Origin of the sequence: Paenibacillus sp. Soil522 (assembly GCF_001428245.1) — a bacterium.
Classification (GTDB): Bacteria; Bacillota; Bacilli; order Paenibacillales; family Paenibacillaceae; genus Pristimantibacillus.
This window is the reverse complement of sequence record NZ_LMRV01000089.1, coordinates 1-13,388: the sequence shown is the minus strand read 5'-3', so window position 1 is coordinate 13,388 and position 13,388 is coordinate 1. Positions and strand designations below refer to the sequence as shown.

11 protein-coding genes and 2 pseudogenes are annotated in these 13,388 nt (G+C 45.2%); 7 read left to right on the top strand and 6 right to left on the bottom strand.

The window, feature by feature from the left end; translation table 11 throughout:
* Positions 1-216: 216 nt before the first annotated feature.
* Positions 217-645: a hypothetical protein gene (locus ASG81_RS26540; protein WP_162255072.1), complete on the bottom strand. Its 429-nt coding sequence runs from the start codon at positions 643-645 to the stop codon at positions 217-219.
* 462 nt (positions 646-1,107) lie between these two features.
* The gene (locus tag ASG81_RS26535; protein WP_056641738.1) at positions 1,108-2,226 is read right to left on the bottom strand and encodes a mandelate racemase/muconate lactonizing enzyme family protein; all 1,119 of its coding nucleotides are present in this window, start codon (positions 2,224-2,226) and stop codon (positions 1,108-1,110) included.
* A gap of 459 nt (positions 2,227-2,685) precedes the next feature.
* On the opposite strand from ASG81_RS26535, the gene ASG81_RS33605 reads away from it, so the two are divergent.
* From ASG81_RS33605 to ASG81_RS26520, 7 genes and pseudogenes are all read left to right on the top strand, one after another.
* A complete protein-coding gene (locus tag ASG81_RS33605) occupies positions 2,686-2,820 on the top strand; it encodes a hypothetical protein (RefSeq protein ID WP_268795835.1) in 135 nt (44 codons plus the stop codon).
* Complete coding sequence (locus ASG81_RS34220) at positions 2,804-2,974, top strand: copper amine oxidase N-terminal domain-containing protein (RefSeq protein WP_081417604.1); 171 nt, start codon at positions 2,804-2,806, stop codon at positions 2,972-2,974. The genes ASG81_RS33605 and ASG81_RS34220 overlap by 17 nt, the downstream gene beginning before the upstream one ends.
* 648 nt (positions 2,975-3,622) lie before the next feature.
* Complete coding sequence (locus ASG81_RS26530) at positions 3,623-5,122, top strand: malate:quinone oxidoreductase (protein WP_056641736.1); 1,500 nt, start codon at positions 3,623-3,625, stop codon at positions 5,120-5,122.
* A gap of 977 nt (positions 5,123-6,099) precedes the next feature.
* Positions 6,100-8,277: an alpha-glucan family phosphorylase gene (gene glgP, locus ASG81_RS26525; protein ID WP_235549034.1), complete on the top strand. Its 2,178-nt coding sequence runs from the start codon at positions 6,100-6,102 to the stop codon at positions 8,275-8,277.
* A 629-nt stretch (positions 8,278-8,906) separates the two neighbouring features.
* Positions 8,907-9,169 (top strand): annotated as a pseudogene (locus ASG81_RS33255) (IS110 family transposase); the annotation flags it as partial.
* A 172-nt stretch (positions 9,170-9,341) separates the two neighbouring features.
* On the top strand, positions 9,342-9,533 hold the full coding sequence (locus ASG81_RS31460) for a hypothetical protein (protein ID WP_155971968.1): 192 nt from the start codon (positions 9,342-9,344) through the stop codon (positions 9,531-9,533).
* A gap of 256 nt (positions 9,534-9,789) precedes the next feature.
* A complete protein-coding gene (locus ASG81_RS26520; RefSeq protein WP_056641733.1) occupies positions 9,790-10,326 on the top strand; it encodes a GNAT family N-acetyltransferase in 537 nt (178 codons plus the stop codon).
* A gap of 171 nt (positions 10,327-10,497) precedes the next feature.
* Here the strand turns inward: ASG81_RS26520 and ASG81_RS33250 are convergent.
* The 4 genes and pseudogenes from ASG81_RS33250 to ASG81_RS32370 form a co-directional block, all read right to left on the bottom strand.
* Positions 10,498-11,211, bottom strand: a pseudogene (locus ASG81_RS33250) (IS91 family transposase); the annotation flags it as partial.
* 1 nt (position 11,212) lies between these two features.
* Positions 11,213-12,093, bottom strand: an 881-nt coding sequence (locus ASG81_RS33245) for an IS91 family transposase (RefSeq protein ID WP_155971970.1), incomplete at its 3' end; no start/stop codon positions are given.
* Entirely contained in the window at positions 12,086-12,622 is a 537-nt protein-coding gene (locus ASG81_RS32375) for a tyrosine-type recombinase/integrase (protein ID WP_235549033.1), read from the bottom strand. The genes ASG81_RS32375 and ASG81_RS33245, both read right to left, overlap by 8 nt.
* A gap of 23 nt (positions 12,623-12,645) precedes the next feature.
* Positions 12,646-12,963, bottom strand: a complete 318-nt coding sequence (locus tag ASG81_RS32370) for a site-specific integrase (RefSeq protein ID WP_200961620.1) — start codon at positions 12,961-12,963, stop codon at positions 12,646-12,648.
* Positions 12,964-13,388: the final 425 nt, after the last annotated feature.

Sequence of the window (13,388 nt, the reverse complement as noted above, 5' to 3'; positions counted from 1 at the left end):
GACGAATACTAATCGGTCGAGGGCTTATCCTAAAACGTTTGCCAGGACCCATACATCCGGCAGACAGCAGCTAAAAAGGTTCAGCAAACCTAACTTTCGTATCCAGTTTTCAGGGCGCAATTTGCCTCATAAAGTGAAAATCAAGCCACCATTCGAGAGCCCTGCAAAAGCCTTGCTTTTGTATAAATGCAGTTTTATAACTGGAAAAAGATATCGTTACGAAATAAAGCAGTCCATCCTCAGCCGAGGGCGGGCTGCTTTTGCTCTTCTCGCTTCACCATCCGTTATATATTTACAACGAATGCGGTGGGTAAGCTTGTAACCGCATGCGGAAGAGACTGAGTAGTTGACGGTTGCAACACCGTGAAATCTCTTCATCTCTGTATTCTTATGCTCAATGATTGGCCTGCGCTTAATCCGTTCCTTAAACATATCGCTCAATTCGAATTCGATCTGTTTCTCAAAATGTTCGGCGAGGAACGAATTGAGTCTGACTTGCTCTTGGCACCCGGCTTGTAACAGCCGTCCTTTACTTCCAAAGCAGATGATTACTTCTACTGTCATAACGATATGTTCTTTGTAACCAAAAACGATTTCGATGCTGTTCATCCAGCCGTGCGTGCATCCGGGTCGATTGCCGATCAAGTCTCACTCATATGAAAATACGCACTATATGAATGAATTAGATAAATGAATAAAATGGATGGATTAAATACATATGGAGTTAAAGATGGGGGAGTTTAACTTCTCATCTTGTTTGATTAGTTATTTCTGTATACCGCCCATTTCCGCTTGGACGGAAGGCACTCCGGCAGGGGGATGGACATAGATGTATTTGAGACGACGCTCGCCGTGGAAACGCTGCATTGCAGGTTCATCAATCGCAATGCCGGTCGCACTTGAAGTCTGATGAAAATAACTATAAACATGAACAAATATATCCCTCCAAAATTTGATGAGATTTAACCCTTAAAACTTCTAGAATGGCATGAAACAATGGAGTTACATGATTTTATAGATTTTCAAGAGAATTACTTGATCGGTTTTAAAATGCACATTGCAGACGTAAAAGATCCACAACTTAATGCAAGATAATACCGGAGTTCGTTATACGTAACTGCTTCCGTCCCATTGATAAAATTCAAGCAACTCCAAGTTAATTTCTGTCCCAGTTCCAATCCCGCGGGGTATCGCTATTTCACCATTTGAAGGTTGAACTGAAATCAATTGGGTAAATGGATTTTCCATAACGTCCCACTCTACAGGCTCGATTGAGTCCGCTCCCATTTTGCTCCATGGTTCCAAACAGGCTTGGGCGAATAAGGCGTATAAGCGAGTCAACGCACCATCATAGACATGAGGAGTAGCGCGAATGCCAAAATTTCTGGCAAATCTTAATGTTTCTCTGTATACATCTATTCCGGTAACGTGCATTGGGTCGGGGGTGATAAAATCCAGAGCGTGCTCAGATAGCAGGGGAATGAAATCCGCTGCCATTTCGATATTTTCACCTCCGGCCAAAGGGACAGATAACCGGTTTCGTAGCATCACATATTCTGCAATGCGTTTCATTTGGAGCGGCTCTTCCATCCATAAGAAATTGGGCCACTTCCTAAGCAAGGACTGCCATTCAATTACGGCTGCAATATCGTAACTTTGATTGGCGTCTAATGCTAAATCAATGCTTCCCTGCAACAAGGCTTGGACCGATAGGACATGTTGTTGATCCTCGGCGATTGATTTCCCTCCTATCTTCACTTTAATCTTGTTAAATCCTTCAGCAACCACTTTTTCAATCGCTCCAAGTGAGCACTTTTGCCAATCTGGTTCCTCTGAATAGGATTGAAAAGAGGCATAAACGGGTACTTTCTCCCGATATTTACCTCCCCATAGATCGCATACGGATAATCCGCTAGATTTGGTTAGAATCTCAGTTAATGCCATACTAACAGCTGCAGCTGCTCGCGAATGCCATTTATTTAAAGTTAGCACCAATTGGCTTCTGTCAACTATCGGCTTGCCGATCAGATAAGGAATGATACGCTCACGAAAACCTTTATGCAAGGTTGGCAACCAATCGGCGCATTCGCCCCATCCCTCGACCCCGGCATCCGTTGTAATTCGGATCAAATAACTGGTTCTGTACATTTTCATGCCATTAGCATCTCCATATGGCTTGGGAAGACGATAAAAGAGCGGAAAGGTTTCGATATGGTGAATCAACAAGAAGAAGGCCCCCCTAAAACTTATTTATACTTTCTTAGTATGTCATCTGCTCTTCAGTTTATGATGGAATCTGGTTAAGATATTTTGCAATACGAGGGGGCAATCAGGAAACGATGCTTGGGAAATGTGTATGGACGGGCTCGAGTTGCGAAGTGTATGAATGGGGTGGTGGCGACAAAGTTGTCAAACTGTTTGCCAAAAAGTTGAACCAACAATTATTCCACTGTCCAATACAACTGTAATCAGTAGTGACGAATTCATCCAAATTTCCTCAACGTTATTGGTGTGGAAGATGACGGAACGCATTCCGGCATTCGTGGGCAACTACTGGTACGACAGCATAGTGGATTTCCAATCGACCGTTCTTATGCGAATCGTTTGCTGAGACTCCTGAAATTTTTTACAAATATTGGCGTCTTATGAGTATAAAAAAGGTGATGAGGACGAATGCGAGGGGTTATGAAGAAGTTGGCAATTTTTACGATTACGGGTGCGGTTGCGTTGTCTGCGTTACCTACTGCTGCAAATGCGGATCAGGTGCCGTTTCTGGATGGCATTGTAAGCATTGCTGGAAATAATGCACTTGACGACTAGGGCGTACTGTGGTCGTGGAACGAGGAGACGTTCGAGGCACCCAGTTAAGATTGTGAAAGGCAGGACGATGGTGCCGCTGCGTTTTGTATCTCAAGCGATGGGGGCAAAAGTGGTCTGGGACGGGAAGAACCGGGAAGTGCTATTGACGTTATAAAAAAGATGTAGTTATTTGGTTTCTTTATCCAAACTAACAAGATCCACGAATGCAATCCCATTTCAAACGTTTCATAAAAGTAAAAGAAGCGCCTCGATATGATGGGTTTGTCGACGGGTTTATAACCCTACACCATCAAGGAGGCGCTCTTTACTATGAAGTTTAAGCAATCAGACGGACAAAATCAATGGATTAATCGAATTTCCACATCATACGGACGAAGATCCTGTCAGGCAGCATATCCGACCTCTACCTCATGGCAGGTTAAATGAAGGAATATGGGTTTAGTTTAATAATCAAGTACGGTGAACCTTACCACAAGTAACGGCGAAAATTAGATGGTGGCAGTTCACTGGTAACGGCAAACCAATGCCTTAATCCTTGCAAGAAGCTGGGTTAAAGCATTGGTTTTTGTGTGTTCCTAGAGCCTTGTGGACGGAATTCTCACTTTTCAACAGCTTTTAAATAGCTTATAATTATCAGTTATATAGTAGATAGATTTAATCTATAAATAATTGTACTACACTATGATATGGTTATAATTGAAACAGAAGGGTGTGTGACTAGGTCGCGCCTTAGCTTGGTGTGACGCCTTAGCAGGAGCGCCTGCATCCTTTCTGCAAATTTTAGGATATAAGGATGGTAAAAATGAGCAATAGAGAAACTAAAACAGACGTCATCTTAATTGGTTCCGGAATCATGAGTGCGACTATAGGGACACTTCTGAAAGAATTAGTACCGGAATGGGAAATTACAGTGTTTGAGAAGCTCGAAAACGCAGGAGAGGAAAGCTCGAACGAATGGAATAATGCAGGAACAGGGCATGCGGCACTGTGCGAGCTTAACTACACTGTCGAAAAACCAGACGGATCTATAGATATTAGCAAAGCTATCGAAATTAATGAACAGTTTCAGCTTTCAATGCAGTTTTGGTCTTATCTAGTAAACAGCAAGCTGATACGTAATCCGCAGGACTTTATCATGTCATTGCCTCATATGAGTATGGTACAAGGGGAACACAATGTAACATTTTTAAAGAACCGTTTTGAAGCGATGTCAAATAATCCTCTGTTTCAAGGGATGGAATTTTCCGATGACCCTGGAAAACTGATGGAATGGATTCCGCTTATTATACAAGATCGTCCATCGAATGAACCTATAGCGGCAACAAAAATCGACTCTGGAACTGATGTCAACTTTGGTGCTTTAACGCGCATTTTGTTTGACCACTTAAAGAGTAAAAACGTCGATATCAAATACAAACATAGCGTTGATAATATTAAACGTACCAGCGACGGCTCGTGGGAATTGAAAGTACGAAACGACAGCGGTAACGTCGAAAGCCATACTGCAAAATTCGTCTTTATCGGAGGCGGGGGAGGAAGCCTGCATTTACTGCAAAAATCAGGTATTCCTGAAGGAAAACATATTGGAGGATTCCCGGTAAGCGGAATATTTATGGTGTGTAGAAATCCGGATGTTGTAGCGCAGCATCATGCAAAAGTATACGGCAAAGCTAAGGTTGGAGCTCCTCCTATGTCTGTTCCGCATCTTGATACAAGATTTATCGACAATAAAAAATCGTTGCTATTTGGACCGTTTGCCGGCTTCTCACCAAAGTTTTTAAAAACCGGTTCAATGTTTGATTTGGTAACTTCCATAAAACCGGATAATCTCGTAACTATGTTGTCGGCAGGTGCAAAAAACATGTCATTGACAAAATACCTGATCGAGCAAGTTATGTTATCGAAAGAAAAGCGCATGGAAGAGTTACGAGAGTTTATCCCGAGCGCCAAAAGCGAGGATTGGGATTTAGTAGTAGCGGGCCAACGTGTGCAAGTTATCAAAGATACTGAAGCTGGCGGTAAAGGTACACTTCAATTTGGTACGGAAGTTATTAGTGCCGCTGATGGCTCGATTGCAGCATTATTAGGTGCTTCTCCAGGTGCTTCTACTGCTGTTCACGTTATGCTTGAGGTAATTAAAAAATGCTTCCCGCAACATATGAAAGAGTGGGAACCGAAAATTAAAGAAATGATTCCTTCTTATGGCGTATCACTAATGGAAAATCCAGAGCTTCTGCACGAAATTCATACTTCAACAGCAGAGACGCTTGGTCTAAGCGAAAAAGAGCTAGTCTATAGTTAAATTCTTTGGACATAGAAACAAAGGTATTTAATGAAAAAGTTTAAGCAACATTTTTCAACAGGCGGCATTCCAGGATTGAATAGGAACGTGGCCCAAGCATTAATAGCGCGATGTCATTTTAGCATCGCGCTTTTTAAATTTAAGAAAGGCTCGAAGGAGTCGAACAAAACGGTTAACGATATTTGTTCTTGTCATTTGACACAAATTCCACACCATATATGGACACCCTTTGCTTAGAGTATGGGGAGTCCATTTTTTTGTGTTTGAAATAGAAAGTGGTGGTGGGAGTATGGCAGCTTATTTTCATGAACCTCTAACTGAGTTTTACCACGATTACATTAATCGAATTGGAGAGAGCTCAGTTTTGGCGTACTTACGCTAATCCCCCGTAAAAGAACTATATATTTCGGTTAACGTCAAAGGGAAGAGAAGAGCCAGAAAATTGCTACATGCCGGAAGAAGTATTTAAGTTTATGACCGAGATCATCAAGACGCTCAAGGAATCGTATCAATCAGATAAAATTCCTGAGGTTGAATATGATGTTGAGACAAGAAAGCATCTGATGCCGAGTAGGATATATATATTCAATATTAATCGAGACACATTAACGTCTTTACGATAAACGTCATTCTGAGGTTCTTATTGCATATGTATTGTTATACAAACTGCAGAAGGGAACCAAATTATCGTTAAAGCACATTTACTCCGTCATCCTTTCGCTACCCATGCTGTTCAGAACGAAAGGATCCCAATCGACATTGTAAAGACACCCGAGTAATCATTTTCCGGTGACGGCGGAAATAAGAATAGAACCAAGGGAGCCCTAGGGAGCGCTGTTGACGCGGCCTGCCGGGGTTTACCACACCGTGGCTCCCGCTTGCCATAGGCACGTGTACCGCAAACCGGCATATAGTAAAGAGGCATCAAGTCAGGCGCTTACAAGGCGAAGCGCAATTTTTCGCGAAAATGAGGTGGGATGATGTCAAATAGCGGTGTAGCGTATTTCTCGGCAGAGTTCGGACTTGACGAATCTTTACCGATTTACTCGGGCGGCCTTGGCATATTGGCAGGCGACCATATCAAGGCGGCCGCAGACATGAATGTTCCGCTTACGGGCGTAGGCATATTTTACGGTAACGGTTACTTCCAGCAGCGCATCGACGAGGGCGGCTCGCAGCAGCATCTGTATTCCAATATCGACCCAGAGGCGAGCTCCTACCCGGTTCGTCTCGTGCGGGATGCCGAAGGGCGGCCTCTCGTCGTCGACGTGATGATGGGCGGCAGGCAGGTGTATGCGAAAGCGTTGTCCGTGCAGGTGGGCTCGGTCACGCTGTACCTGCTCAATACCGACGTTGAATCGAATAGCGACGCGGACCGCCGCTTGACCGACACACTCTATCCGAGCGAACAAGACGTCCGCATAAGCCAGGAGATGATCCTCGGCATCGGCGGTGCGAGACTGCTTGCTACGCTGGGCATCCGGCCGGACGTCTGGCATATGAACGAAGGGCACCCAGCGTTCCTGACGCTCGAGCGCATCCGCATGCTGTCCGCCGAAGGAGTGCTGTTCGAGACGGCACTCGAAGCGGTAAAGGCGAGCACCGTATTCACGACGCACACACCGGTTCCGGCCGGGCACGACGTCTTCTCCATCGACATGATGGACCGTTATTTCGGCGACTATTACTGGCAGCTCGGGACGGACAGAGAGCGGGTGCTGTCGCTCGGCCGAGTGGGCGACGCGTTCAACATGACACGGCTTGCCGTCAGCACGTCATCGAAGATGAACGGGGTGAGCAAGCTGCACGGCGAGGTGACCAAGGACATGTTCCACCGATGGATGCCGCATATTCCGAGACAGGACATTCCAGTCGATTCGGTCACGAACGGCATCCATATCGGGACGTGGCTGGCCAACGGCATGAAGGAGCTGTTCGACCGGCACCTCCCGTCCGACTGGGCCGTCCGCACTGCGGAACCGGACGTATGGGCTGCTGTTCGGGATATCCCACTCATAGAGCTGTGGGAGGAGCATCAGCGGGCGAAATCTGAGATGGTCCGGGAGTTGGGCCTGCCGCTTGCCTCGTCCGGTGGAGGACCGTTGATCGTCGGTTTCGCCAGGCGGTTTGCGACGTATAAGCGGGCACTGCTCATCTTCCGCGACCTAGAGAGGCTCGCGCACATTCTGGGCGATCCGCAGCGCCCCATTTGCCTAGTTTTCGCCGGAAAGGCGCATCCCGCGGACGGACCGGGACAGGAACTGATCCGCAGAATAGTGGAGCTATCCAGGGAGGAAAGGTTTAAGGGCTGGGTTTACATCGTGGAGAACTATGCGATGGATAAGGCAAAGAAGCTGGTCCAAGGCGTCGACGTTTGGCTCAACACGCCCGTGAAGCCGATGGAAGCGAGCGGTACAAGTGGGCAAAAGGCGGCCATGAACGGCGTACTCAACTGCAGCGTACTGGACGGCTGGTGGGCGGAAGGCTACAACGGGCGGAACGGCTGGGCCATCGAAGGCGCGACGGATGGCGACCTTGAGTACCAGGCGCAGCAGGACAGCGAAGCGCTTTACCGACTGCTTGAGGAAGAGATTATTCCGCTGTTCTACAAGCGGGGTGATCGCGCTGTCCCGACGGAATGGGTCAACCTGATGAAAGAGTCGATCTGCTCAATCGCACCCGTCTTCAACACCCACAGAATGGTAAGCGATTACTGGCACAAGTTGTATGTCCCCACGACCGTAAGGGGGAAGCGGTTCGCCGCTGACAACTTCGAGGTCGCATCAAGGGTTGCCGCCTATAAGCAATTCATCCGTGACAACTGGTCCGGCGTCCGCGTCAGGAAAGCGGACATTCTGGCCGACCATAGCAGCAGGATCGGGCTGAACAAGACGGCCTTCCGTGCCGAAATTCAACTCGGCGCCATCTGGCACAAGGACGTCCGCGTGGAGGCGGTCGGCTCCGACGGCGATCGTGGCATCTGGAAGGCGAAGCTGGAGCCGGTACAGCAGCATGCCAAGGGACTGTACGTCTACGAGGGCGCTTCACCCGATGTCTCAATCAACATCTGGAAGGCTAACGTGAACGTGCGGGTCACGCCGATCAGCCCAGATTTCACGACCGATTTCGAGATGGAGCTGACCACTTGGGGATAACGGAAGAACGGCATATAAGACGGCGGAGCCTTGAAGGACACCGTCGTCTTGCATTACCGTAAATGGTATCGGATATCAAAACAAGCTATGGGTAAAGCTGCTAGCAGGCTAGAAGATTCAGTTCCAATAATTCAACCGCCGTGATATCCATATTTCTCATCAGAATCAATGGCTAAAAGATGAATTTGAGAAATATCTGTAAAGAAAAAAAAGAACCGTTTCTTTGGGAAGATAAGAAACGGTTCAACTTATAATTTTGATATTAAGTCATAAGCGGTCCGGTGTTGTAGGATGACAAGAAAATACATACATCGTAATCCGCTTATTAAGCGGCTTTTTATTTTATGAAAGCAAGTTCTTGTCAAACGTTCATGACAAGAACTTGCTTTCATTGCCGTAACTGTAACAAGAACATACGTGCATTGCCGTGGGAGGCTATCGTATTCCCAATAGCAGTGCAGTAAGTCATTAAGCTCCCATGGAAGAACGCAATTACTTCCATAATCTGTGGTGTCGCGTGAGCGGCATGGATGGGCAGTTTAGCGCAGCAACGACCGTACAAGGTTTATAGGAAATCCTAATGAATTTCTCGAATAACTTATAAGAGTGTTGACCCAAAGATAATATTAAAGCGGAAAGGGCGAATTATACTTTCGAAACGAGGAGACTCATCCTTACGCAAATATCTCTATCTCGCGACGGTTAGCTCGTTTGGAATAATCCCGTCTTCCGCCATCTACATGAGCATAATGTACAAGAGAAGAAGATGAAAAAGCAGCAATCCATATTTAAGTTAATTGGAAAACTGGGACGAATTCTAGTTGGTATTGTTCAACGAGGAGAAAAGTTCACGCCAGAGAAAACCGTCCTAAACTGGACAGAAGCAGCTTAAGTTAAGAAGCATCACGTTTATTGACTCATTCGCGGGATTTTACAAAGAAAGCACGGAGGACCGAGTTCGTTTCCCATAAGGGCTCAGACCCATCCGCTAAACGCTATCGGTCTCCACACCTTGGTCAGGTGTAACGAAGGAATGTAAGGGCATAGACCCGTAGAGCTATGGGATGGTGAACCCCAAGGAAATTGTGGAGTATGCGTGCAGAAGAATAGTACTTGGAGAAATGTCCCACACGCTTCTTCTGTTCCCGCATGCCAAGGAAATTGTGGAGTATGCGTGCAGAAGAATAGTACTTGGAGAAATGTCCCACACGCTTCTTCTGTTCCCGCATGCCCAAGACCAGAGCAACGGTGTCTAATGAGCTTGCTTTCTGAACAAAAGCTGTATTCCATGGCGACGAAATCTTGCGAATGAGTGAGTATATGTGAGATAAACCCTTAAAACCGAGGGACGGGTACGATAGTTCAATGTCGAAGGTCTGCAGCGCGTGGCAGACCTTCGCTCTAACTGGCAGATTAACGTAGCAATATTCTGCTTCCTTGCTTTACTAAACAAACGAACAGCATTAAAGTTGAATATTGGGATGCCATGATATTATAATTCAGGAGGGAATTATGGTTTCAATAATTCAAATGAAACTTGATGATTCTTATAAAATTCGTGATATTGACCGTACGGAAACAATCGAGCTGATATACAAATGCAAGGACGGAGTTCTTGAGGAAATAAAAGCAGGGCATGAATGCCCAAATTGGAAAGAAGACAATTATCAAGAGATAATTTCACGATACGAAGATGAACTCACAAACGGCGGTACAGCTTATGGAGCGTTTGACGGAGATAAATTGGTTGGGTTCGGAGTCTTAGCTCATAAGTTTAGGGGTAGTGAGAATAATCAACTTCAGATAGACCTGATGTATGTGACACGGAACTATCGAAGACAAGGGATTGGTCGCCAAATTATGGACTTATTAAGTAAAGTAGCGATTGAAAAAGGGGCGAAATACTTATATATCTCTTCAACTGAAACTGAGTCTGCGGTAAAGTTTTATTCAAGTTGCGGTTCCACATTAACCTCAGAAATAGATGAGGAATTATTTGAAAAAGAACCTTATGACATCCATATGCTAAAGAAACTTCCCACTACGTAAATAGATGTTCAACTATCAGGTATCGAGGGAGTTCAATAAAGGATATACAAACGATGAAGGAGCTACCGCGGCAGCTCCTTTTACATCTTCACAAAATGAATAGAGAATTATCGAAAACCTCTCGTTCAGACACAGTTTCCCCCTCCCCAATAAAGAGGCATTTGAAAAACATTATGCAATTACCTGTTCTGGCGAAGCTCTGCCAAGATGGCCAATACTGCAGCAAGGACAGATGGTGAAATCTTTACCCGTCAGCTTTTTTAAAAAATCAAGGGTGGTCAACTTTGGTTTTGGCGGATCATTCCATTTAGTATTCGTAAGCTTTTTACAAAGTTTGAGCTTCGTTGCTTTATTTCTGGGACTTAACAAACCATAATGTCGTATTCTCGTTAATCCAGTAGGCAGCACATGAATCAAAAAACGGCGAATAAATTCATCTGCCGTTACGCTCATCTCTTTCTGTTTATTGCTATCCTTATAGTCACGCCACTTGAAGGTAACCAAACCATCTTCAAGCTTTACGATACGGTTATTCGAAATCGCAACACGATGCGTATACCTTCCGAGATATTCAATAACACAGCCAGCATTTTTGAAGAGAGGCTTACAGTAGACCACCCATTCTTTCTGATAAAGCAATGACATGAGATCATGAAACCTGCAGGGATCTTTCAAATCAGAAATGGTGCCATAAAACAYAAGTTTGGCCTGTTTAAGGTAATATAAAAACTTACCCCTAAATTTTTTTGATAAAACCTTAACCGGAATGAAGAACTTTTTTCTTGAGTTCACCCACTTGTCGGAAGAATTAAGGCCTCCACCTGGCACAATACAATGAATATGAGGATGGTGCATCAGGTTTTCTCGAGCATTTCTCCATGACCTNGGAGCTGAGAAGCTGCTTGGCCGCGGCGCCTCTTTCTGTTTATTGCTATCCTTATAGTCACGCCACTTGAAGGTAACCAAACCATCTTCAAGCTTTACGATACGGTTATTCGAAATCGCAACACGATGCGTATACCTTCCGAGATATTCAATAACACAGCCAGCATTTTTGAAGAGAGGCTTACAGTAGACCACCCATTCTTTCTGATAAAGCAATGACATGAGATCATGAAACCTGCAGGGATCTTTCAAATCAGAAATGGTGCCATAAAACATAAGTTTGGCCTGTTTAAGGTAATTTAAAAACTTACCTCTAAATTTTCTTGATAAAACCTTAACCGGTATGAAGAACTTTTTTCTGGAGTGAACCCACTTGCCGGAAGCATTCAAGCCTCCGCCCGGAACAATACAATGCAGATGCGGATGGTGCATCAGGTTTTGTCCCCACGTATGGAGAATCGAGGTAAAGCCAATTTGCGCGCCCAAATATTTCTCGTCAGCAGAAAGCTCGGCTATCGTTTCGGCTGCGGCCTTAAATAACAGATCATAAACGATTTGTTGATTTTGATAGGCAACTGGATTTAACAGATCCGGCAAGGTAAATACCACATGAAAATAGCCAACATTCAGCAAGTCATCTTTTCTGGCATCAATCCAGCGTTCTTTATTTAACGTTTGGCACTTGGGACAATGACGATTCCGGCAGGAGTTGTAAGAAATGCGTGTGAACTCGCAGGTGTCGCACGCATCCACATGCCCGCCCAAAGATGCTGTTCTACAGCTTTCAATCGCGCGTATAACTTTTAACTGATTGAGCCAAAGGGAGTGGTTGAGCCGATAGGCTTGTCCATGCGCAGCAAAAATATCCTGTAATTCAACCATGGGAAACGTCCGATGTACGTGCCTTCGTTGGTGAACGGTCCAATGGGCTTTTCACACCTGAAGTGGTATTGGTCAGGTGCAGGTAAATCGTCGTAGACTGAATATTGGAATGGCCGAGCAATTCTTTAATCTGTAAGAGGGTGACTCCATCTTCAAGCAAATGAGTGGCAAAGGAATGGCGCAGCGTATGAACGGACACATCTTTGGTGATATTCGTTCGTTTCACCGCTCTGTTGAAGGCATCCTTGATACCGGTGGGAGTGATAGGAGTGACCTTATAGCCGAGGAAAAGCCAACCTTCCGGATGTTGTGGACGGTACTCTTTCCAATATTCACGCAGTACATGGAGGCAAGTTTCCGAAAGCAAGGTAAACCGATCCTTGCCGCCTTTGCCGCATTCAACAAACACCCGCATGTTTTTGGATTCGATATGCTGGACTTTAAGCGCCGCGGCTTCACTGACACGCAGACCCGAGCTATAGACCACCATGAGCATGGCCTTGTGCTTGATGTTCTCGCAACCGGTCATAATGGTCGATATTTCTTCTCTCGTCAGCACTTCGGGGAAGGCTTTGCGCCTTTTCTGGCGGGAATCTGAAGATAATTCAGTGTAAGGTTCAACGTAACGGCAAAGAGAAACCGGATCGCTGCACTGTACGTATTTACGGTTCCGGGTAAAGATTTTTTTTCATGAATCAAGTATTGCAAGAACTTACGAATGTCTTCTACATCAAGTTCGTCCACCGGACGATTACAGTACGTCAAAAAAATGCGTACATTCAGCGTATATGTCTCCAATGTGCCCTTTGACAGCCCTCTGATCAGGATGTCTTCTCTGAACCGTGACAGAACTTGTTCATTGTTGTCCATGCTGATCTCTCCTTAAAATGGTTTAGCAGTTTAACTGCATGGTCATTTTAAGGGAGGAGCAGGCTACTGATAAGAGCACAAATGTTGGGTTTATGGTTTTTACCACCGCGGCAGCGGTTTAGTCCAATGACCAATATGTTAAATTGGGAAAACGTATTTGGTAGCTGAAAAGCAGCTTCATAGCAACCATCTTATCTTGTATCAATGATGATGTTCGATTTCGATCTATCAGCTCATGTTTAGAGAGAATGAAGTTTATGAGCTTAACCCCGAGGAGAGTGGGAAGCACCGTCATGACGAATAGGTAAAAAGCCGTCCCGGCAGGTCGATTGGTATTATCCCCTTTAAGTAGACACTCTAAAAAAACCTCATGTTATCATGAAGGAAAGAGTGAACTTGGAGGGGATATTTTTTATGGCAAAACA

What these genes read in the sequence shown, in the direction of transcription:
- ASG81_RS33605 (WP_268795835.1), top strand. Translation starts at nt 2,686, where the DNA reads ATGAAGAAGTTGGCAATTTTTACGATTACGGGTGCGGTTGCGTTGTCT.
- ASG81_RS34220 (WP_081417604.1), top strand. Translation starts at nt 2,804, where the DNA reads ATGCACTTGACGACTAGGGCGTACTGTGGTCGTGGAACGAGGAGACGT.
- ASG81_RS26530 (WP_056641736.1), top strand. Translation starts at nt 3,623, where the DNA reads ATGAGCAATAGAGAAACTAAAACAGACGTCATCTTAATTGGTTCCGGA.
- glgP (WP_235549034.1), top strand. Translation starts at nt 6,100, where the DNA reads ATGATGTCAAATAGCGGTGTAGCGTATTTCTCGGCAGAGTTCGGACTT.
- ASG81_RS31460 (WP_155971968.1), top strand. Translation starts at nt 9,342, where the DNA reads ATGGTGAACCCCAAGGAAATTGTGGAGTATGCGTGCAGAAGAATAGTA.
- ASG81_RS26520 (WP_056641733.1), top strand. Translation starts at nt 9,790, where the DNA reads ATGGTTTCAATAATTCAAATGAAACTTGATGATTCTTATAAAATTCGT.
- ASG81_RS32375 (WP_235549033.1), bottom strand. Translation starts at nt 12,622, where the DNA reads ATGACCGGTTGCGAGAACATCAAGCACAAGGCCATGCTCATGGTGGTC.
- ASG81_RS32370 (WP_200961620.1), bottom strand. Translation starts at nt 12,963, where the DNA reads ATGGACAACAATGAACAAGTTCTGTCACGGTTCAGAGAAGACATCCTG.